Source organism: Chryseobacterium sp. POE27 (assembly GCF_039727685.1).
Taxonomy (GTDB): domain Bacteria; phylum Bacteroidota; class Bacteroidia; order Flavobacteriales; family Weeksellaceae; genus Chryseobacterium.
Map to the genome: position 1 here is coordinate 1,235,084 of NZ_CP152475.1, position 21,284 is coordinate 1,256,367.

Annotated in this window: 22 protein-coding genes and 1 pseudogene; 10 read left to right on the top strand and 13 right to left on the bottom strand. The window is 37.5% G+C overall.

What is annotated here, in order from left to right; translation table 11 throughout:
• Window positions 1-16: 16 nt before the first annotated feature.
• The 10 genes from AAHI02_RS05710 to AAHI02_RS05755 form a co-directional block, all read right to left on the bottom strand.
• Complete coding sequence (locus AAHI02_RS05710) at window positions 17-892, bottom strand: pirin family protein (RefSeq protein WP_346985841.1); 876 nt, start codon at window positions 890-892, stop codon at window positions 17-19.
• Window positions 893-1,276: 384 nt separating this feature from the next.
• Window positions 1,277-1,861: a Crp/Fnr family transcriptional regulator gene (locus AAHI02_RS05715; protein WP_346985842.1), complete on the bottom strand. Its 585-nt coding sequence runs from the start codon at window positions 1,859-1,861 to the stop codon at window positions 1,277-1,279.
• A gap of 10 nt (window positions 1,862-1,871) precedes the next feature.
• Window positions 1,872-2,183: a hypothetical protein gene (locus AAHI02_RS05720; RefSeq protein WP_346985843.1), complete on the bottom strand. Its 312-nt coding sequence runs from the start codon at window positions 2,181-2,183 to the stop codon at window positions 1,872-1,874.
• Window positions 2,184-2,375: 192 nt separating this feature from the next.
• A complete protein-coding gene (locus tag AAHI02_RS05725; RefSeq protein WP_346985844.1) occupies window positions 2,376-3,986 on the bottom strand; it encodes a Na+/H+ antiporter in 1,611 nt (536 codons plus the stop codon).
• Window positions 3,987-4,121: 135 nt separating this feature from the next.
• Entirely contained in the window at window positions 4,122-4,469 is a 348-nt protein-coding gene (locus AAHI02_RS05730; RefSeq protein ID WP_346985845.1) for a hypothetical protein, read from the bottom strand.
• 43 nt (window positions 4,470-4,512) lie between these two features.
• On the bottom strand, window positions 4,513-5,133 hold the full coding sequence (locus AAHI02_RS05735; RefSeq protein ID WP_346985846.1) for a dienelactone hydrolase family protein: 621 nt from the start codon (window positions 5,131-5,133) through the stop codon (window positions 4,513-4,515).
• Between the two features lie 3 nt (window positions 5,134-5,136).
• Complete coding sequence (locus tag AAHI02_RS05740; protein WP_346985847.1) at window positions 5,137-5,295, bottom strand: hypothetical protein; 159 nt, start codon at window positions 5,293-5,295, stop codon at window positions 5,137-5,139.
• Window positions 5,288-6,091 carry a VOC family protein gene (locus tag AAHI02_RS05745; RefSeq protein WP_346985848.1) on the bottom strand — a complete coding sequence of 268 codons (804 nt, stop codon included), beginning with the start codon at window positions 6,089-6,091 and terminating at the stop codon, window positions 5,288-5,290. The genes AAHI02_RS05740 and AAHI02_RS05745 overlap by 8 nt, the downstream gene beginning before the upstream one ends.
• Window positions 6,092-6,155: 64 nt before the next feature.
• Window positions 6,156-6,452, bottom strand: coding sequence for a GNAT family N-acetyltransferase (locus tag AAHI02_RS05750; RefSeq protein ID WP_346985849.1), 297 nt, complete (start codon window positions 6,450-6,452; stop codon window positions 6,156-6,158).
• A gap of 200 nt (window positions 6,453-6,652) precedes the next feature.
• Complete coding sequence (locus tag AAHI02_RS05755; RefSeq protein ID WP_346985850.1) at window positions 6,653-7,582, bottom strand: ring-cleaving dioxygenase; 930 nt, start codon at window positions 7,580-7,582, stop codon at window positions 6,653-6,655.
• Window positions 7,583-8,020: 438 nt separating this feature from the next.
• On the opposite strand from AAHI02_RS05755, the gene AAHI02_RS05760 reads away from it, so the two are divergent.
• The 5 genes and pseudogenes from AAHI02_RS05760 (at window position 8,021) to AAHI02_RS05780 (ending at window position 13,148) form a co-directional block, all read left to right on the top strand.
• Window positions 8,021-8,389: an ATP-binding cassette domain-containing protein gene (locus tag AAHI02_RS05760; protein ID WP_346985851.1), complete on the top strand. Its 369-nt coding sequence runs from the start codon at window positions 8,021-8,023 to the stop codon at window positions 8,387-8,389.
• The gene (locus tag AAHI02_RS05765) at window positions 8,382-9,050 is read left to right on the top strand and encodes an ATP-binding cassette domain-containing protein (RefSeq protein ID WP_346985852.1); all 669 of its coding nucleotides are present in this window, start codon (window positions 8,382-8,384) and stop codon (window positions 9,048-9,050) included. The genes AAHI02_RS05760 and AAHI02_RS05765 overlap by 8 nt, the downstream gene beginning before the upstream one ends.
• The gene (gene metI, locus AAHI02_RS05770) at window positions 9,043-9,699 is read left to right on the top strand and encodes a methionine ABC transporter permease MetI (protein WP_346985853.1); all 657 of its coding nucleotides are present in this window, start codon (window positions 9,043-9,045) and stop codon (window positions 9,697-9,699) included. The genes AAHI02_RS05765 and metI overlap by 8 nt, the downstream gene beginning before the upstream one ends.
• 181 nt (window positions 9,700-9,880) lie before the next feature.
• Window positions 9,881-10,691: pseudogene (metQ, locus tag AAHI02_RS05775) on the top strand (methionine ABC transporter substrate-binding lipoprotein MetQ).
• Window positions 10,692-10,883: 192 nt separating this feature from the next.
• Window positions 10,884-13,148 (top strand): glycoside hydrolase family 3 C-terminal domain-containing protein, encoded by a 2,265-nt coding sequence (locus AAHI02_RS05780; protein ID WP_346985854.1) that lies wholly within the window; start codon window positions 10,884-10,886, stop codon window positions 13,146-13,148.
• Window positions 13,149-13,296: 148 nt separating this feature from the next.
• Here AAHI02_RS05780 and AAHI02_RS05785 read toward each other — a convergent pair whose 3' ends face one another.
• Window positions 13,297-14,682 carry an MFS transporter gene (locus tag AAHI02_RS05785; RefSeq protein WP_346985855.1) on the bottom strand — a complete coding sequence of 462 codons (1,386 nt, stop codon included), beginning with the start codon at window positions 14,680-14,682 and terminating at the stop codon, window positions 13,297-13,299.
• 143 nt (window positions 14,683-14,825) lie between these two features.
• Between AAHI02_RS05785 and AAHI02_RS05790 the strand changes: the two genes are divergently transcribed.
• Window positions 14,826-15,296, top strand: coding sequence for an Lrp/AsnC family transcriptional regulator (locus AAHI02_RS05790; protein WP_346985856.1), 471 nt, complete (start codon window positions 14,826-14,828; stop codon window positions 15,294-15,296).
• A gap of 123 nt (window positions 15,297-15,419) precedes the next feature.
• A complete protein-coding gene (locus AAHI02_RS05795) occupies window positions 15,420-16,055 on the top strand; it encodes a response regulator transcription factor (RefSeq protein WP_346985857.1) in 636 nt (211 codons plus the stop codon).
• Here AAHI02_RS05795 and AAHI02_RS05800 read toward each other — a convergent pair.
• Window positions 16,048-18,432, bottom strand: a complete 2,385-nt coding sequence (locus AAHI02_RS05800) for a HAMP domain-containing sensor histidine kinase (protein WP_346985858.1) — start codon at window positions 18,430-18,432, stop codon at window positions 16,048-16,050. The two genes, AAHI02_RS05795 and AAHI02_RS05800, sit on opposite strands and share 8 nt — an antisense overlap.
• Window positions 18,389-19,009, bottom strand: coding sequence for a two-component regulator propeller domain-containing protein (locus tag AAHI02_RS05805; RefSeq protein WP_346985859.1), 621 nt, complete (start codon window positions 19,007-19,009; stop codon window positions 18,389-18,391). Before AAHI02_RS05805 ends, AAHI02_RS05800 begins: the two co-directional genes overlap by 44 nt.
• 472 nt (window positions 19,010-19,481) lie before the next feature.
• On the opposite strand from AAHI02_RS05805, the gene AAHI02_RS05810 reads away from it, so the two are divergent.
• From AAHI02_RS05810 to AAHI02_RS05820, 3 genes are all read left to right on the top strand, one after another.
• Window positions 19,482-19,610: a hypothetical protein gene (locus AAHI02_RS05810; protein ID WP_346985860.1), complete on the top strand. Its 129-nt coding sequence runs from the start codon at window positions 19,482-19,484 to the stop codon at window positions 19,608-19,610.
• A gap of 531 nt (window positions 19,611-20,141) precedes the next feature.
• Window positions 20,142-20,366 carry a hypothetical protein gene (locus tag AAHI02_RS05815; protein WP_042722242.1) on the top strand — a complete coding sequence of 75 codons (225 nt, stop codon included), beginning with the start codon at window positions 20,142-20,144 and terminating at the stop codon, window positions 20,364-20,366.
• A complete protein-coding gene (locus AAHI02_RS05820; RefSeq protein WP_346985861.1) occupies window positions 20,347-20,670 on the top strand; it encodes a helix-turn-helix domain-containing protein in 324 nt (107 codons plus the stop codon). The genes AAHI02_RS05815 and AAHI02_RS05820 overlap by 20 nt, the downstream gene beginning before the upstream one ends.
• Window positions 20,671-21,284 lie beyond the last annotated feature (614 nt).

A 21,284-nucleotide genomic window follows, 5' to 3' on the forward strand; every position in this document is an offset into this window, starting at 1 on the left:
TGAATTTTAATTTTATTTACATCGTCATAGGAACATCCATCAAGAGAATTTCTGTATTTTCTGAGGTAGCTTTGATCTGAAGATTCTCAACATTCCAAACTCCGAAGCCATCTTTTTCTGCTAACGGCTGTCCTTCGATTTCTGCGCTTCCTTTAATAATGAAGGCATAGACACCGTTTCCTTTTTTCTTAATCTGATAATTTACTTCGGTAGTATTCTCAAAATTCCCCAAATGGAACCATGCATCCTGATGAATCCACACGCCTTCGTCATCTGGATTGGGAGAAAGGATCTGCTGGAATTTATTTTTGCTTTTTGTTTTGTCAAGCGTGATCTGATCGTATCTCGGCGTAACGTTTCTTTTGTTCGGATACACCCAGATCTGAAGGAATTTCACCAGCTGATCATCGTTTTTGTTGAATTCACTGTGCATGATTCCTGTTCCGGCACTCATCACCTGGATATCTCCACTTTTAATAATAGCAGAATTCCCCATGCTGTCTTTATGTTCGAGGTCACCTTCCAACGGAATGCTGATGATTTCCATATTGTCATGCGGATGGGTTCCGAAGCCTCTGCCCGCTTCTACTTTATCATCATTTAAAACTCTTAACACTCCAAAGTGCATTCTTTCCGGATTGTGGTAATTGGCAAAGCTGAAAGTATGATTGCTTACCAGCCAGCCATGGTCGGCCTTTCCTCTGGAATCTGCTTTGTGAATAACGGAATTGTCTTTTATTTTTGATTCGGGGTTGGGAAGATGGTTGTAGCCTATCGGTTCGAGGGGTTCGATTTCATCAATTTCATTCTTCATAGTATTTCCAAGGGATGTCGATGCCATGAACATTCCCGTTCCCAATAATCCTTTCTTTAAAAAATCTTTTCTGTCCATATCTGGTGTTTGTTTATTTGTTTTAATAAAGCAAATTTAGGATGATTGGAGTTGCTGTACATTTAACTAGTTTAATAAATAAATTTTCTTTTGTCTTGAAATCGAAGATTATCTCCTTTTAGTCGATGAATGTTATTTCGACGTAGTCAAACAAAAGAAAGAAAAATTGCCTCCATAAAGTCGGCGAATGCTATTTCAAGACTTGGAACCTTAAGGCTAAAAATACTTTTATTCTCTAAAAATCCCAAAACTCGTGCGAATTGGGAATTTGTTCTTCGACTTAATATTTGTGTCGCATTCAGACAGTGGGATTTTCTTAACGTTCATAAAATTATTTTTCTTAACGCTTCAGTTTCCTATGTCGGTTTTTAAGTATAGAGACGATTATTTTTCTTTGGTGGCGAGGCGTTTTCTGATGGTGCTTACAAATTCCTTGGAGACACCAAGGTAAGAAGCAATGTAGTATTGTGCTACTCTTTGCGGGATGGATGGATAGACTTTAATGAATTCCAGATAGCGGTCTGAGGCGCTTTTTGAGATGGTATTTACGAGCCGGTTCTGGAGCGTGGAAAGGTTTCGCTGAACAAGCATTCTGAAAACTCTTTCAAATTTCGGAATTTCAGTTAATAATTTTTCTTTGGTTGCCGGATTCAGCATATAGATCTCGGAATCTTCCAGTGTTTCAATATATAAATTGGAGGGTTTCTGATCCTGAAAGGAAGCAATATCACTAATCCACCAGTCTTCAATGGCAAACAGGATAGTGACTTCAAAGCCGTTATCATCAAGATAGTAAACTCTTACGCATCCTTTCTGAATATATCCTTCAAACTGACAGATCTCGCCTTCGCGTAGCAAAACGGTCTTTTTGGGAAATGCCTGCAGGGTAAGCAAATCTGTAAAAAATTGTTCTTCTTTAGAGTCAAGATTGATGAATCGTGTTACGTTTCCGATGATGTTTTCAGACATAGTTTGCAGTTTAAGGCTGCAAATTAGGAAAAAGTGTGTAAACTTCGTTCTTTAATAATCCGCTTCCTCCGCCGTAATGGTCGATTATCTTTATATTTTTATCCAGATTTTCACAAAATTCTTTAATGTCTTTCTCGAATTGTTCTTCCAAACCGGAACTCAGGAGAACGATATCGAGCTGCTTATTTTGGATGTCATTATAGCTGGCATTTTCATCGGTCTGAATGTATGCTTTCCAGCCGTCATTATTTTCAATGACTCTTTTCAGGGTATCGAGGATTTCCTGATTTTTACCGATGACTAAGAAGTGTAAGGTATTCATTTTAATTGTTTTATTTTTAATATTTGCTGGATTTTAAACACAAAGGCCACAAAGTTTTTTTAAATATTTACTGTTTTAAGGTCACAAAGCCGTCCTACTTATAAGAGCTGGAATAGATTTATGAATTAAAGCTACCAAATACTTTCAACCTCAATCTACATCTTAACCTCAGCCTTAACCTTCGATTTTGCTTTATAAATGTTTACTTCCTGTTATTTTTAATTCATTCAAATCCAATTGTGATTCTGCTTTCCGGATTTCATCATCACTGAATTGTTTTTCCCTTTTCATTTTAAAGAGTTCTTTCCGCTGTAAGGCAAAAATATCCAGCATGATCTGATGATACTCGTTAAGATCGTTTCTCCTGTTGGTACACATCTCAATAGAGTTCAAGTGATTTTTGTGAAGCTTGATATCGTTTTCAATTGTATTTTTAAAATTTTCGACAAGGCTGTTCGTATTGATATTTGACTGGTATTTTTCGTGGAGTCTGCCGAGTGCCAGATTATCGAGCCGAATCTGAATTCCCGCCTGCTGTTCATGCGAGGGCTGAATATGATCGATCTCACCGATTTTAATGAGCTTAATAATCAAAGGAAGGGTAAGTCCCTGAAAAACGAGCGTTACAAAGATCACGACAAATGTTATGAAAATAATTAAATTCCTCATTGGAAATTCCGACTGTTCATTCATCATGACAGGAATCGAAAGTGCCGTTGCCAGGGAAACAACTCCTCTCATTCCCGCCCAGCCTATGATCAGGGGATTTTTCCAGCCCGGAGTGGGATCTTTACGGATGTTTTTACTGAGCCATCTCGGAATATGTGCTACAGGATAGATCCAAAGCATTCTTACGACGATGACAATAGCGCTGATGATGAGCCCGTATTTTATTCCTTCCATTAAAGAGGTTTCTCCCAGTCCGCCGATGATGTCAGGAAGTTCGAGACCTATGAGTACAAATACCAGTGCATTCATTACAAAAATCAGGGTATTCCAGACACCAAGCATATTGACTCTTGTTGTTCCTGTTTTAAATATTTCATGTGCACGGAATGACATAAACAAACCGCCACTCACCACTGCCATCACCCCCGAATAATGAAAATGTTCTGCAGACAGGAATAAAATGTATGGTGTAATCACTGTCAGTGCTGCATCAATCGCCGGTGTAGTCGGCAGAAATCTGTGAATGGCATAGAAAATATGGGCTCCGGCAATTCCTACGACGACGCCCATTCCTGCGACGAGAAAGAACTGTCCGGTAGCTTCCTGCATAGAAAAAACGCCGGTCATAACCGCCGCCAGAGCAAACCTGAAAACAATCAGTGATGAAGCATCATTGATCAGACTTTCTCCTTCCAGTATCGCAACGGTACGTTTGGGAACTTTCAATCCTTTTAAAACAGTAGTTGCTGCGACAGCATCAGGTGGTGAAACGATACCGCCCAATAAAAAACCCATAGCCAGGGTAAAGCCCGGAATTAAAGCCTGTGAAGCGAATGCCACCACCAGTGATGTCAGGAAAACCAACCCGAATGCCAAGAGTCCGATGGTTCTTTTCCACTTCCAGAAGTCATTCCATGAGGTGTACCATGCGGCTTCGTATAAAAGCGGCGGAAGGAAAATCAGGAATATGATATCCGGATCCAATTTTAAAACGGGAACTCCGGGAATAAGACTGATTCCCAATCCGGCCAACACCAGAAATATGGGATAGGCAATTTTGATGCGTTGTGCCAGCATGACGAGCATCATGACGATGAGGAGGAGACCTAGTATAAGAAGTAGTTGTTCGTGCATGGTTTTTTATTTAGTCATTTTCTTTTGTCTTGTAAACAAGAGATAAATAGATGATAGACGAATAGAAAATAGATGATTAATGTAAAATAAACCACTACAATGTCTATCCTCTATTCGTCTATTATCTTGCTGTCTTTACAAATGTATGAATAATGAGTTTCTTTCTCTCTTTTTCAGGTTTTTGGTTTTATGGCCTTTACCTGTTGTGTCTTCTACCAGAAGAATTTCACCGGTTTGGAACTGACGGATTTCGCCGAGGGACGTTTCTATTTCCACACCTCCATCCAAAAGCACGATGTACTGTTTCTGCGGAGCATGGTGAAAATCGTAATCGTAATCTGCGGAAACTTTCCTGAACTGCAACTTTTTAACTTCTACATCTTCGGATAAAAATCCTATTTCGCCCTGATCGATTAAAGGAATTTCAAGATCTTCAAAATAAGATTCGCCTTTTTCGTCGCTACATATTCTTGTGATTTTCATGATGTTTTAAATTAATAAAAAACTAATAGTACGTTTTGTTTATCTATACAAAAATCAGTGAATTTGCGAGTTCAATTTCTTCCTGATTGATGGAATGTCCGAAATTTTGATAAACTTTCTCAGTAACATCTGCATTCATTTCTTTGAAAATATTTGCCGTGGCATATACTCTTTCTACCGGAACATGAAAATCGGGATTGCTGGTCCCCAGAAAAATTGGGGTTTGTGCAAAATCTCCTTTATAGTTTTCGCGGTTGATCTTTTCACCTATTACGCCACCGATAATGGCTGCAGCTCCTCCGAATTTCTGTGCATTCCTTGCCAAAAACTCAAGCTTCAGACAGGCACCCTGTGAGAAGCCGAAGAAGTAAATATTTTCAGGTTTAATGCCTTCAGCTACAACTTTTTCAACGGTTTTACTAATCGTTTCCACTGCTGAGGAAAGCCAAGGTTCATTTTGTTCAACCGGAGCAATAAAGGAATAAGGATACCAACTTCCGTTTGTGGCCTGAGGGGCTAACAATGCGTAATCTTCCACATTTAAATATTGTGATAAACTCAAAATATCCTGTGCGCTTCCGCCTCTTCCGTGAACCATGATTAAAGCTTTTTCAGCTTCATTTAATGGTTTTCCTGCTGTTTTTATATCTAAAATATGGGCCATAATTTATCTGTATTTTTCTGTTGGATAATTAAATTTAGGGAGAACTTCCAACAAGTGTTCTCTTTTCTCTTCAAACTGTTGAGGAAGATTTAAATGTTCACCTAAGGATGCCAATTCTTCATCAACATCAAACCCGGGTCCTGAAGTGGCAATTTCAAACAAAACACCCCCCTGGCTCTCTAAAATATACCGAAGTAAAATATTTCCGGTCTTTCACTTCGGTATGTTCCAGTCCGAATTTATTCAGTTTTTCAATCATTTCAAGTTGGGTTTGAGCGTCAGGCGTGGCAAAAGCAACATGATGTACTGTTCCTCTTCCAGCCAGACCTTTCAAGGCATTCGGGGTGCAAAGGAGATCTACATATTTTCCTGGTGCATCCTCAGCGGCATATCTGAAGCGGTCTGAACTTTCAGCAATAAGCTTATGATTCATCTGGGTAGTCAGCAAAGCTGCCGTTCTTTCATAGGCATCCAGCCAGATTTCCACATGATGAATTCCTTTAATGGCAAAATCTTTCGGGATAAAATGATTGTTATACCCTTTACGTTCGTCTTTATCATTAAAAACCAGCTCCAATCCCAGTCCGTCAAAATCTTCGAGGTAAATGAATACTTCCCCTGAAAATCTTTGTTGAGGATGTTTAAAAGGGATATTAAACTGATTCAGGCGGTTCATCCAATAGTCAAGCGCATCCATTGATATTGAAAATGCAGTGGTATTCAGCATTCCTTTGCCGTGTCTTCCGTTTACCAGTCCTTTTCCGTAGGGAAAAGTCGTCATAATCGTTCCCGGAGTTCCGAATTCGTCGCCGAAGTAAAAATGATAGACATCGGAGTAGTCGAAATTTACAGTTCTTTTTACCAGCCGAAGTCCTAAAACTCCGGTATAAAAGTCTATATTTTCCTGCGCATCGCCTGTAATGGCTGTAACGTGGTGAAGTCCTGTGATCAGTGCCATGGTTTTGGGTTGAGGTTAAAGGTTAAGATTAAGGTTGAGATTGAGATTGAGATTAAAAAAATGTTTAGTTTTCTTCTTTAAACCAGACATCGTTGTACAGTTCCTGGTTTCTTTTGAACTGGGCATGAACATAGGGACACAACGGAACAATTTTAAGTTCATTTTCTCTTGCATAAGAAACCAGTTTATCCAATAATATTTTGGCAAAGCCTTTTCCTGCGTATTCTTCGTTAACCTCGGTGTGATAAACCGTTAGTTTGTTTCCCATTACCGAAATATCCATTTTTCCGGCTTTGTTGTCGTCTGAAAAAAGCTGTATTTCTCCTCGTACGTTTCCTAAAATTACTTTCGTTGTTTCCATAATTTTTATTGTTGTTGGTTGATAGTTGTTGGTTAATAGCAAATTGCTTACTGCTTATTGCTTACTGCTTACTGCTTACTGCTTACTGCTTACTGCTTACTGCTTACTGCTTACTGCTTACTGCTTACTGCTTACTGCTTACTGCTTACTGCTTACTGCTTACTGCTAAATTACTGCGTTTGCTGAAAATGGCTGATGATCTATGATAACTTCGGCAACACTTCTTCTATTTTTTCGCGTAGGCCTTCGTGTTGTTTTGGAAGTTTTAAGCTTGTTCCCAATTCGTTTAACGGTTCATCTACGGTGAATCCAGGATTGTCGGTTGCAATTTCGAATAAAACACCGCCCGGTTCACGGAAATAGAGTGAATAAAAATAATCTCTGTCGATTTTCGGAGTAATGTTCAAACCTGCCGAAAGAACTTTTTCACGGAATTCCATTAACACAGTATCATCTTTCACTCTGAAAGCAACATGGTGATTGGTTCCCGCAGCGTTTCTTCCTGCTAATAGTTTATCATTCTCAATAATGTCAACGATATTGGCGGTTTCTATCGCATCCGTTGCAAAACGATATCTTTCACCTTCCTGCTTATTTAATTCATAGCCGAAAATATCTGTTAAAACTTTCATCGTAGGTTCTGCCTTTTTCAATGTAAGTGTTACATTATGAAATCCTTTCAATGCATTTTCTTCTTTGATGTCATCTGTTGTCCATACTTTCCTATCGTCTGTATAAGATTCGATGAACTGAAGCTGCAGACCATCCGGATCTTTAAATGAAATCAGTTTTTCACCGAATATTTCACTTTCTTCTACATTTACGTTAAATTGTTGCAGTCTGTTTTTCCAGAAATCAAGACTTCCTTTTGGAACTGAGTAGCCGATATGCGTTGCCAATCCTGTCCCGTTGGTACCCTTCCCTATTCCTTCCCATGGAAAGAATGTTAAAATAGTTCCCGGTGTTCCTTCTTCGTTTCCGAAATAAAAGTGGTACGTTCCGGGATCATCAAAGTTGACGGTTTTCTTTACCAGTCTTACTCCCAAAACGCGGGTATAAAAATCTAAGTTTCTTTTTGCGTTGTCTGCAATCGCTGTGATATGGTGCAGGCCTAAAATTCTATTATTCATTTTGTTTAATTTTTATATGACAAATGTAGACCGTTATAAAATCCTGCACATTTAACTAGTTTAATAAATGATGTTTTTGAAAGTGAATTTTTAATTTTTGGAAATGGCTTACGAAAATGTTTCATTTAGTAAAAAAAATAAAAATCTAACAATCAGCCTATTAAAAACAAATTTAAAATTATTTTACAAAAAGTCTACTTTTTTTAGTGGACTAATGAAAATTTATATCCTATATTTGCAACCGTAATCAGATATTAAAAACAATGAATACAGGTTCGAAAAATATTACCATCAGTAAACATACCATCAATCATATGATGATGTATTGCTGTATGCCTGAAATAGCGCATTGTGGTGACTGACCTTACTTTTATATGACATATTTTAAAGGCTTTACCACGTTGTAAAGCCTTTTTTTATTTAATGAAGAATTTTAAAATGATAGAGATAAAAAATATTTCAAAAACCTTTCATCAGAAAAAGCAGTCTTTTAAAGCACTGGATCAGATCAGCCTGAGCGTTGAGAAAGGTGATATCGTAGGAATTATAGGCTTTTCCGGAGCAGGAAAAAGTACATTGATCCGAACGGTAAATCTGCTTGAAAGACCTGATGAGGGAAAAATTATCATCAACGGAAAAGATTTTACCCAATTAAAATCCAGAGAATTGGCTAAAGAACGAAAAAAAATAGGGATGATCTTTCAGCATTTTAACCTTCTTTCTTCAAGAACCGTTTCTGAAAACATTGCTCTTCCCCTGGAACTGGATGGTGTAAATAAAACATCGATCCACAAAAAAAGTGAGTGAACTCCTTAAAATTGTTGGCCTTGAAGACAAAGCCGGCGATTATCCGAAAAGTCTTTCAGGAGGACAGAAACAAAGAGTTGCCATCGCTAGGGCGCTCGCCAATGATCCTTATCTTCTTCTTTGTGACGAAGCAACAAGTGCACTGGATCCGGCTACAACACTATCGATTTTACAGCTGTTGAGAGATATTAACCAGAGGCTTGGCATTACGATACTGCTCATAACGCATGAGATGGAAGTCATACGTACAGTGTGCAACCATGTTGCTGTTATCGACAAAGGCAAACTTATTACAAAAGGGACTTTACAAGAGATTATCTCACAAAAGGATCACCCCATTATCAAACAATTTTTAAACTCAGGAGCTATGAATATACCGCAAGAATTGAATAAGAAACTACAGAAAGAACCACAGGACGGATTATTCCCTCTTGTAGAAGTCGAAGTAAATGAAGAGATTTCTGTTGAAGAGCTGCTCTCCATTGTCTACGACAAATATAAAATTCCCTACAAACTATTGAAGGCAGATGTCGAGTATCTGGGAGAAGTCAATTTTGGTAAGCTTCTCTTGCAGCTGCAGGGTGAGCAGGAGAAAAATCAGCAGGCTATTTATTATTTCAACCAGAATAAAATTCAAAACACAGTAAGGGGTTATGCTTAGTGATACGGTAATTTCTCTTTTATCAAAAGGAGTCTGGGAGACGGTTTTCATGACATTTGCATCCGGTTTTTTCGGATTCGCTTTAGGTTTGCCGGTCGGGATTCTCTTGTTTTTGACGAGAAAAGGACAGCTACTGGAAAATGTGACTTATCACAGAATATTATCTGTACTGGTTAATATTTTCCGCTCTATTCCTTTTATTATTCTGATCGTCTGGATGATCCCTTTTACACGAAGCCTGGTGGGAACATCAATCGGCGTGAATGCAGCTTTGGTTCCGCTCAGTATCGGGGCCACGCCTTTTATTGCAAGGCTGGTTGAGAACAGTCTGTTGGAAGTTCCTTCCGGTCTTATCGAGACTGCCAGGGCACTGGGCGCAAATCCGATGCAGATCATCCGGAAAATTTTACTTCCCGAAGCACTTCCCTCTTTAATAAACAATGCAACGATCACCCTGATCACATTAGTAGGCTATTCGGCAATGGGAGGCGCTGTGGGAGCAGGCGGACTGGGTCAGATCGGCTATCAGTACGGCTATATCGGCTATGATTCGGTCATTATGAATCTCGTCCTGGCATTACTTGTGGGAATTGTATTTATCATTCAGTTTTCCGGTGACCGTCTGGCTAAAAGATTTGATCACCGTTGAATTTACAGGGAAGTAATCATAAGAGTCAATCATTCTTAAAAATATAATGTGAATGTGAAATAGTGTGGTGACTTTGTTATCCTTTGTCACCTGTGGTAAAGGGCGAATTTCCGGAAATACCCTGAGATTAAAACCTTCTGTGATTTTCGCTTTTTTACCATTAAATAAGAAAAAATTAACAATGAAAAAAATAAAATTTTTTGGCTTACTAGCCGTGGGAATAGTATTATCATCCTGCAATTCAGGAAAAAAAGAGGATCCGAATTACATTAAGGTCGGCATCACTTCAGGACCGGAACAGGAAATTGCAGAAACTGCAAAAAAAGTAGCGAAAGAAAAATACAACCTGGAAGTAGAACTGGTTGCCTTTAATGACTACGTAGTTCCCAATGAAGCCTTACATAACGGAGATATTGACGCCAATGCCTTTCAGCATGTGCCTTATCTTAATGAACAGTCAAAACAGCGGGGATATAAGCTGGCTGTTGTAGGGAATACATTTGTCTATCCTATCGTGGCTTATTCCAAAAAAATAAAAAATATCAGTCAGCTGCAGAACGGCAGTACCATAGTGATTCCTAATGACCCGACGAACGGCGGCCGTTCATTATTACTGTTGCAGAAAAATGGTTTGCTCAAACTAAAAGACGGCATAGGCTTATTACCTAAAGTTACCGATATTGTCGACAATCCGAAACAGTTGAAAATTCTTGAAATCGAGGCTCCGCAACTGCCCAGAGTGCTTGATGATAAAGAAGTCGTACTGGCGATTATTAATAACAATTTTGCTGCACAGGCCGGACTTGACACCGAAAAACAGGGAATTTTAAAAGAAGACAAAAAACTCTCCCTATGTAAACGTCATTGTTTCAAGGGAGGATAATAAAAATTCTGAAAAGGTGAAAAAATTTGTCAAAGCTTACGAGTCTGATGAAGTGGCGAAAAAGGCTGAAGAAATATTTAAAGGTGGCGCTATCAAAGGATGGAACTGAAAATATAATGTTGATATTGATTTTAAAAGATTCTGTTATTATATGTATGTTTGGGCATCATTTCAATTTTGAAATGGTGTCTTTTATTTCAAAAAATAGTCAGAAATAACCATTTTGTTAAAATTACATTTTCTCAATTTGAGATAATAAAAAAAATTTCCTACTTTTGTTTTTAATCAAAAAAGGCTTTTTATGTTAAAGAAAACCGCCATTGTAAGTTTATTTACTCTTATTTCCGCTTCGTATATGGCTCAAAATACCACTGCAATTCCCGTTTATTTAGACGAATCAAAACCTGTTGAACAGCGTATTCAGGATGCTCTTTCCAAAATGACACTTGAGGAAAAAATTGCGATGCTTCATGCACAGTCAAAATTCAGTTCTCCGGGTGTACCAAGGTTAGGAATCCCTGAATTCTGGACGACCGACGGCCCTCACGGTGTTCGTTCTGAAGTAAAATGGGATGAATGGGATCAGGCCGGCTGGACCAATGATTCTATTATCGCCTATCCTGCGCTTACAGCACTTTCTGCAACATGGAACAAAAATATGTCGTGGAATTACGGTAAGGCTTTGGGAGAAGAAGCACGCTACAGAAAAAAAGACATTCTTCTGGGACCTGGCGTCAATATTTACAGAACACCCCTAAACGGAAGAAATTTCGAATACATGGGCGAAGATCCTTTTTTAACGTCAAAGATGGTGGTACCTTATATCAAAGGAGTACAATCAAATGGCGTAGCGACTTCCGTAAAACATTACGCTTTAAACAATCAGGAAATGTTCCGCCATACGAGTAATGTTATTATTGATGACAGAACATTATACGAAATCTATCTTCCGCCATTCAAAGCAGCGGTAACAGAAGGAGATTCATGGACGATTATGGGCGCATACGATATGTACAAAGGACAGTATGCAAGCCAGAACCAATATCTTCTTAATGATATTCTTAAAAAAGAATGGAACTACAAAGGTGTTGTGCTATCAGACTGGGGCGCAGTAAATAATACGGAGCAGGCGATCCACAACGGTCTTGACCTTGAATTCGGAAGCTGGACCAATGGCTTATCAGAAGGACATTCCAATGCGTATGACAGTTATTATCTGGCACAGCCTTATTTAAAATTAATTAAAGAAGGAAAAGTTGGAACCAAGGAACTTGACGATAAAGTTACACGACTTCTGCGTCTTGCCTATAAAACGACAATGAACAGAAATAAGCCTTTTGGAAACATTGCTTCTGAAGAACATAAAGCAGTCGCTAAAGAAATCGGTGAAGAAGGAATTGTATTATTGAAAAATCAGGGAAATGTACTTCCGATTGATATTAATAAAGCTAAAAAAATTGCTGTTATCGGTGAAAATGGCATCAAAATCATGACCGTAGGCGGAGGTTCTTCTTCTTTAAAGGTTAAATATGAAACCCTTCCTCTGGAAGGAATCAAAGCGAGGTTCGGGAAACAGGCTGATGTACAATATGCAAGAGGTTACGTGGGAGATATCGGCGGTGAATATAACGGCGTGAAATCCGGACAGAACCTCAAGGAAGAACGCTCTCCTGAAGCTCTTTTAAATGAAGCTGTAGCACTGGCAAAGTCTTCAGATTATGTAATTTTTGTGGGTGGACTAAATAAAGCTGATTTTCAGGACAGTGAAGGAAACGACAGAAAAAGCTATGGACTGCCATATAATCAGGATAATGTAATCTCAGCGTTGGCAAAAGCCAATAAAAATCTGACAGTAATTCTGGTTTCAGGAAATGCGGTAGCGATGCCGTGGGTAAAAGAGGTTCCTACCATTGTTCAGGCGTGGTATCTAGGCTCAGAAGCCGGAAATTCCTTAGCCGCAGTGTTGGCTGGTGATGCGAACCCTTCCGGAAAATTACCGTTCACTTTCCCTGTAAAACTTGAAGATAATGCCGCTCACCAAATGGGTGAATATCCCGGAAATAAAGAAGAACTGGCAGCCGGAAAAGGAAAAGATCAGAAAAATCCTATCAATATCAAGTATAACGAAGGTATTCTGGTGGGTTACAGATGGCATGACACTAAAAAAATTAAGCCTTTATTCAGCTTCGGACACGGTTTGAGCTACACCACTTTTGAATTCGGGAAAGCAAAAGCAGATAAAAAGGAGATGTCTCAGGACGACAAAATCACTTTTACCGTAACCGTTAAAAATACAGGAAAGAGATCAGGAGCCGAAGTGGCACAATTATACATCAGTGATCTGAAATCCTCTGTTCAGCGACCTACAAAGGAGCTGAAAGGTTTTGAAAAAGTATTCCTGAATCCGGGAGAAGAAAAAGAAGTGACATTTACGATTGATAAAACCGCTTTAAGCTTCTTTGATGCCGATAAACACGATTGGGTGGCAGAACCCGGAGATTTCGAAGCACTCATCGGAAACTCTTCTGATGCCATCAAAACAAAGGTGAAATTTACACTCAAGTAGTTTTACTTATTTATATTTCTTAAACGTGAATGCCTGAATTTTAGTTCGGGCATTTTTTATCTATCAGATCGCGAATATTTTAACGAATTGCTTATGAAGCCTTAATAATTTAATTTTAAAATAACTCCTTATTATTGGCTGAATCACCCTACTCTATAAGCATTTCTGTTTTTCTGACTTTTATATTTTTAATAACAAAATAAAGCAAGGCACCCAATGCAAATAATGAATAGCTCGTCAGAATGATTACGCTTAAATTTCCGACTGCCAACACAGAAGGAAAAAGCTGACTCATTAAAGTCATGAATGACAGCCCGATTCCCGCCCCTAGAAAGTAGCTTGTAGAACCCAGACTTGCGGCCACCCCGTAATCTGAAGACCCTACATCCTGAATTCCCAACACCGACAATGCCGTAAAACAAAATGTCATTCCTATTCCTGAAATACAGGCTGCACCTATTAAAACCAACGCCAGCGGATGTCCGATATATACTGAAATCAGGAGAGACAACGAACCTGTCAACATAGAAAACCATCCTAAAATTGCCATCTGAGGGGAATTAAGCTTTTTAGAAATGTAAGGAAGAATGAACTTTGCCACCAATGCAGACATTACACTGAACGGTACCAACAGCAATCCTGCTGTAGCTGCATTGTAATTCATATCTTTCTGCAGCATCAATGAGATAAGAAACAGAAAACCAATAAAAAATGCTCCTAATCCTACAAAACAAATGCTGGAAATCTTTAATGATCTATGCTTCATGAGCGATAAATCGATCAATGGCTGAGAAATCGACTTTAGACGGTAAAACACCGTGGTTAACAATAAAACAGCGATGAGCAGAGAAGATATGATCATTAATGGATATTCTTTAATATGGATTAATTCATGCGTTCCGTAAGTAAGGCTCAACAGTCCCAATACCAGCAAAACCCCTGATAAAAAGTCTGTTTTGTAAGGTTTTTCTGAGATCTCATCTTTAGGAAGATAATAATATCCCAATAGTAAGCTTATTGCAAGAACCGGAACATTAATGAGAAAAACCCAATGCCAGCTGAGGTATGTACTGATAATTCCTCCCAAGGAAAGTCCGCTCCCGGAACCGATGGCTGCAAATGAACTGAAAATCCCGACTGCACGGTTTCTTTCCTGGTCGCCTGTAAAAGTATTGGTAACAATCGACATTGCGGAAGGCATGATGAATGCTGCCCCCAAACCCTGTAAAGCCCGGAATATTGCCAACGTTTCAAATCCTGAAGATAATCCAGCTCCTAAAGAAGCTACCATAAAGATAAAGGACCCCGACAGAAAGATTTTTTTACGTCCCATCTGATCAGATAACTTACCCCCGACGATGAGAAAACCTCCAAAGAAAAGCACATACAATGTCTGAAGCCACTGTACGGTTTCGGTACCAATACCGAACTGCTCCTGGATAGAGGGAATACTAAGATTCACAATCGCAATATCCAGCGCTTCTACAAAGGTTCCTACAGATGCCAGGATGAGTATGATATTCTTTCTGCTCATAAAGTTCATTTATGCTGCAAAATTACCATTAACAGAACGTATGTAAAAATTATATACTAAATTTGGAACATATTTAAATATATGAGTAATTTAAAGGAACAATTATTCTTTTATCTATCTTTTAACCCTAAAAAACAGAACAAATGACCACAGAAAGTTACACACCGGACGAAAAAGATCTTGCGATCCTGAGAATTTTGCAGAAAGATGCCAAACTGAGTATCCGCGACATTGCCAATAGAATCAACCTGAGTCCCACGCCTACTCACGAACGTATTAAGAGAATGGAAAAACTGGGAATCATCAGAGAATACACCACCGTCGTCGACCGTAAAAAAGTGAATAAAGGAATGATGGTAATCTGTATGATTGCCCTTAATGTTCATCATAAAAAAACGGCTGGGAAATTTATTGAAGAGGTGGGAAAGCTGAAGGAAGTTGTTGAATTTTATAATATAAGCGGAGATTTTGACTTTATGCTGAAGATATTAGCCCCGAATATGGATGAGTTTCACGAATTTTTTGTAAATAAATTATCTGAAATAGAAGGAATTGGGCAGACCAAAAGTATTTTTGTGATGAACAGCATTAAAGAGAGTATGCAGATTCTTTAATTCTACATTTAAACTATTATCAAAAAAGTGTTCTTTAATAATAAAATACAATGATTTAACATATTTGTTTTCAAAAAATTATTAATATATTTGAATTATATAAAACCGGATGAAAATTATATAATGGAAATCGATAAAAAAAGCGTACTTGTTATTGATGATCATAGCATTGTAAGACAAGGTGTTTACCTGCTCCTCAAAAAGCATTTTGCCAATATAACTATTTTTGAAGCCTCTACTCTGAATGAAGGCAGAACGATTATTAAAAGAGAAAATATAAATTTCATCATACTTGACATTAATTTCCCTGAAGGCAACAGTCTGAATTTTGTTGAAAACCTTTCATTAGAATATGACGGAGATATAAGAATCCTTATGTTCTCGGCGTTGGATGAAGGTATTTATGCATTTAAATTCATTAAAGCCGGGGCCAGCGGTTATTTAAGCAAACTCTGTGAGCCTGATGACATTATAAGAGCGTTCGGCAAGTTCTTCGAATCCGGTAAATATATGAGTGAAGATCTTAAGGAAAAACTGCTGGACAATATGATACGAAAAAATAGCATTACCCCTATCGAGCTTCTGTCTATCCGTGAGCTGGAAATCGCCAGGCTTCTGGCAGCAGGATTGTCTAATAACGAAATTGCTTCTAAACTTTACATTCATAAATCTACAGTAAGCACCTATAAGACAAGGATCTTTGATAAGCTTGGAATTACCAACATCCCTGCTCTGCTGAATTTTTTCAGCCTCAATTAGCATTAAAAATCAGGATTACTTTCGTTCCCCTCCCAACTATACTTAGCACTTCCATAGAAACATCTATAAGAGGCAGGAGGTCTCTGATGATCTTCATTCCCATTCTTGAGCCGGAAGATTCTTCAGAAGCATTAATTTTTGACACTTCTTCCTCCGACATACCTTTTCCCGTATCTTCAATCACAAGCCTACGCTTGCCGTCACTTTCAGAAGTATAAATAAAAATAGCACCATGATCTGTATATTTGATGGCATTATCCAGAATATTGTGGATCACGATACTCAGCACATCCGGATTACTGACAACCTTATCATCCTGGCCTATGTTATTATGAATCTGCAGAGATTTAAAGGCTGCCGTATTTTTAAATATGACAAAGCGCTGGCTGATAAACTCCCGGAGTTTGATACTTTCTTTTGTTTGATAATTATCGTAGATAAATATTTTATTATAATTAATGGTGGATTCTATGAATTCTAATATCTGTGCCGATGATTCATTGATAGAATGGATCGCTCTTTTTTCATAAGAATCTTCCTGCATATTTTCTAAGAGAATCCCTGCGCTGAGATTGATAAACTTCAGCGGACTCTTAATATCATGGCTTATGGCCGCAACAAACTTCTTCTGTCTGTAGAGCTGGGCATATAATTCTTCCCTGGTTTTAGAAAGAGATTTTATCGTATCTTTAAGTTCCGTAGTACGTTTTTCTATCCTGGCATTCAGAATTACGGTCTCTTTTTGTATTCTTATCAGCCTTATTTTATAAACTGTATAAAAAATCAACAGTACTATAATCACTAAAAATAATTTAAACACAGCGGTTTCCCAAAACGCAGGCTGAACATTGATTTCTAAAGTTTTATAACTAAATACAGAGGAAAAGTTATTAAGTTTTCTCACATGGATCGTATGCTTACCTTTTGTAAGGGAATTGATATTAATAATTCCGTTATCAGGCAGTGGGAGCCATTTTCCATCATCTATTTTATATTCAATATACTCATTCCCTGAGTTTCCGAAGTTGGCATAATCTACAAAAATTTTTACGTATCCGAAGTTCCTTTCGAGATTTAAAATACCATGAACTATTTTCTCCTTTTCATTAATGCTTACACGGTCTATATAATAATCTTCACTCGAAACAACAGGGAAAGATTTCACCGTATTAATATAAAGAAGCCCATCCATGGAAGGAAATATAATAAACCCATTTTTTCTAAGGCCGTTAATATTGCTTCCTCCATTAAACTCAGATGTCAGAAGACCGTCTGTTAAGGTATATTTATGAATGTAAACATTAGGATTTCCATGCAGATAGGCATCTACAAACTGTTGTTTCTTCACCTGAAAAAGGCCGGTATTTGAAGAAAGCCAGTAATATCCAAGTCCGTCATCAATTACGCTGTGTACCGATGCCAACAGATTATTTTTCTGCGGCAGACTGTACATTCTGCCTTTTTTATAAAGATAAAGCCCTTTACCGTAAGACTGTATCCAGAAAAGATCATCTCCGTTATTGTTGATGCTCCTGAAATTCACATTGGGCATCACCATTTTCCGGATCATTTTCTTTTCATCAAACAGGTAAAGCCCTGTTTCCGTTGCCAGAAGGATTTCCTGATCGCTCACCTCACCAATCCCTTTCACGGAAATTTTAATATTATAAAACTTTTCTTTTATTACCTTACCCTCTTTGATAATGATGTAGCCTATCAGTTTTTGTCCTTTCAGATCAAGAGAAATCCATATCTTATCACCATGCGAACCGCTTATGGTATAAACTGAAGACTGAATGCCGAAGTTCAGAAGAGTACTATTTTTATTTTGAGACCACAGATCAATACGATGTTCGCTTTTAAGAACAAATTCACCGGGCTTTTGAAGTTTAACAATACCATATGTATCATTATTTTTAAAAGGTAAACTCCGTTTATAGCCATCAGCACCGAAAATATCTCCGTCTGCTGTTATTACTTCGCGGTCGTTGTAATCTGTAAGGGCATGAAATATTGTTTTTCCATTTGGTGTACTATAGGCCTTAATAAACTTTTCCCTGACCATCAGCATTCCCTTTGAGAAAGTCCCGACAAAGAGGGTTTTTGTTGGCTTATCATAATACATACAGGTTATAGAAAGTCCTTTGAGGGTTTTACTGTCACAGATCAGGCTGTACGTTACAGAACCGTTGAGATATTCAACAAGATATATTCTGCCATTATTTCTTATCAGCAGCTGCTTGTTGGCGTTATTGATAAAGTAGTCAAAATCTTTTGCTTTGGCTCCTATACCGACTGGATATTCCTTTATTAAGCCATTTTTATCAATTCTCTCAATAACAGTGCTGTTCCTTAAGTAAAAAAAGCTGATCGCCAAGAATGAAAAAATCTGCGAAAAAGTAATCTTTACAGTCTTTTATAAACCGAGACTTTTTCCCCTTGTTGTAGAAAAGACGATGATTGTCCAGGCTATAATTTTCGTTCTTATTAAGAAAATAATGAAACTTTCTCTTTATTACACTTTCAGAACTATCCCTTACCAGTTTATAAGCATTTTCGTCTCCATAATTTTTAAGCTCCCGTAAAGTAGCGGTATCCTTTTTATTGACAATGGAGAAATTCCTGTTGCGGATCATAGCCGGGATCGTCCCCGGGTTGTAGAAGTAGAACGTAAAAAGCCAGTCGTCTTCAACAGAACCGTCGATCAATAATGTTCTGTTTTCAATGGTGGGCAACTGTATCTCGTAGGTGATAAAGTTTTTTCCGTCAAACCGCACAATGCCATTTTCTGTTGAAAGCCAGAGAAAACCGTATTTGTCTTTTACGATAGATTTCACCGTATTCTGGGGAAGGTTGCTGTCATCAGCATTATACCATTTTTCATAGTAATTATCATGCTGTGCATTGAGCTGTACGAATAGGAGAACAAGAAATAATGGCAAAAAGTTTTTCATATTGTGTTATAATAAAATAATTAAATTTTGTAATACTAATACTACATGAGGTAGTACAAATACTGATTAAATTTTAAAATAGTATTACATACTCTATACTTTCATAGAAATAACTTTGTGCCTGTAGTCTTACAATAAAAACTTAACCAATGATTACCATAAAACTTACTCAAAAATACGTCTTTTTACGATACATCGTATGCGATACTGAAAAATATCAGCTACAAAATCAGCATGATATTAATCTGCCTTCTATAGCTCAATATAAAAAATAAAAACAAAAAAACTAAAGCCTGAAAAATAAACAAATAATGAGAAAAAATTAAAGCTTTCATCCGGATCTTGCCAAGATGATCTGTTAAGAAAATGGAAGGTCTTACGGGTCACCGACAAAGGCAGCAAAAAAAAAGTCCGGTATAGAATATATAATAAACGGATCCCGACACGGAAAACCACCAAAATAAGAAATACAATGAAAGTATTATACGATCTGAGACGGAACTGTATGATGTTTATTGTATTACAGATTTCCGATAAACAACACGGGGAAGATCCGCTCTACAAAAAAGAAACCAGCTACAGTCAAAAGAAAAAAAACTAAAAAACAAATAACGAAACTAAGTTAATACATATGAAAACTAATGCCGAGGCCAATGAGGATTCTAAAAACACATTATGATTAGTAGGATTCAGATCTTGCAGAGAGCAATCTCTGCAGTTCTGAAACCAAAAGCACAACACAAATTCAATTATAAAATTCAGGCACAGATATGATAACTATTATTTCGAAAAATGCCCTTTACACCAAAAGTGTTTTAATTACCCGGTTTTGAGGATGATATTTCAAACAGTTTAATGCGTTTTAAAATTAGCGAAATACATTAATTGCGGAACGGCGGTCATCCCATCGACATTGATGAAAGACTCCCTTCCGCAGCTCAAAACCTAAAGAATGTTATTCCCAGAGATAAAGTGTGTAAAAATGATAATGTTGAGCTAGTATTGCATGGAATACCCTCTGCAATACTTTTAAAATCCGGCTGATGGATAAAATAAGAAGAAATAAAAACTAATACTATCATACAGAACAAGATCTGAAAGGAAAAACAATACAATATAATCAGATATCGCAATGAGTAAGAAACTAAAGCTTCAGTATCAGTTTCTTCTGGGGAAAACCAAAAAGGAAATTTCCGGAGAACTGGGGCTTGAGTATAATTACTATCCGGCTGATGTCTGGTATTACGAACTTAACGTTACATTTTATTTCCGGAAAACAACGCTTATCCTGCATTTTACGGAAGGTGTGGTAACCGGGATCAGTATAAAAAAACATTATGGAAAGATCAGTACCTAATTACAGAAAAATCTATGAGGACATCATCAGCAGAAAATGTCCTGAGAAATATAACGAATGCGCATATCTTCTTAACAAAAATGAAATCATGGCCATGGATGTCTTAAAGCTTAATGAGATCATTTTCGGGACGAGTCCTGAGACGGAAATCAATAACCGCAGGCATAAAAACTATGACTACCATTCCATTATCAGAATTCTGGAATATCAGAAAGAAAAAGGGCTCAGCAATATAGAGGTATCAAGACATTTCAACCTCAGCCGAAGCACAGTCAGCAGATGGAGAAAAACATTTTCCTGTTAATGGTACAGCCTTATACCTACAATAAATTTATTACAGAACAACTGCGAACAAGCAACCCATCAATAACAGCCTTTTTCAGAATAGATTCTATCTCGTCAGACAGCTATTAGTACCTTCTTAATTTCATAAGATCCCATCATGACAGTAGAATATAAAATATCATTACATATTTTATCAGGATTAGTTTTGGTTGATAGTTTTTAATTTCACTGCTATTCTAAAAAGGCTGATTTCCCTTAAAGTTTATTCTATATAAACAGATCAATGAAAAATCGACAGACACACAGAGCTGTCGATTTTTTTACGGTTAAGAATCTTTCCCGCAGATCATTGCCGAGAAATTAAAACAGTTTCTACATTTATATATAAATCTGTTTAAACTTTTTATATAACCACAAAAGTGACAAAAGCTAAGCTCAATTTTATCTAAAGTTGATGACTATAAGTGAAAAAAGGGCACAATAGCCTTAAAAAATCTTCGATTTTTATTCTTTTGAGAACTTTGATTGTTCTAATCATTGCGTTAAGATTATCTTTTGTCACTTTTGCGGTTAATTCTGGAATTAGTTATCACAAGTTTTATATCTAAAAACCAGTTGTGCATTGTGCAATTT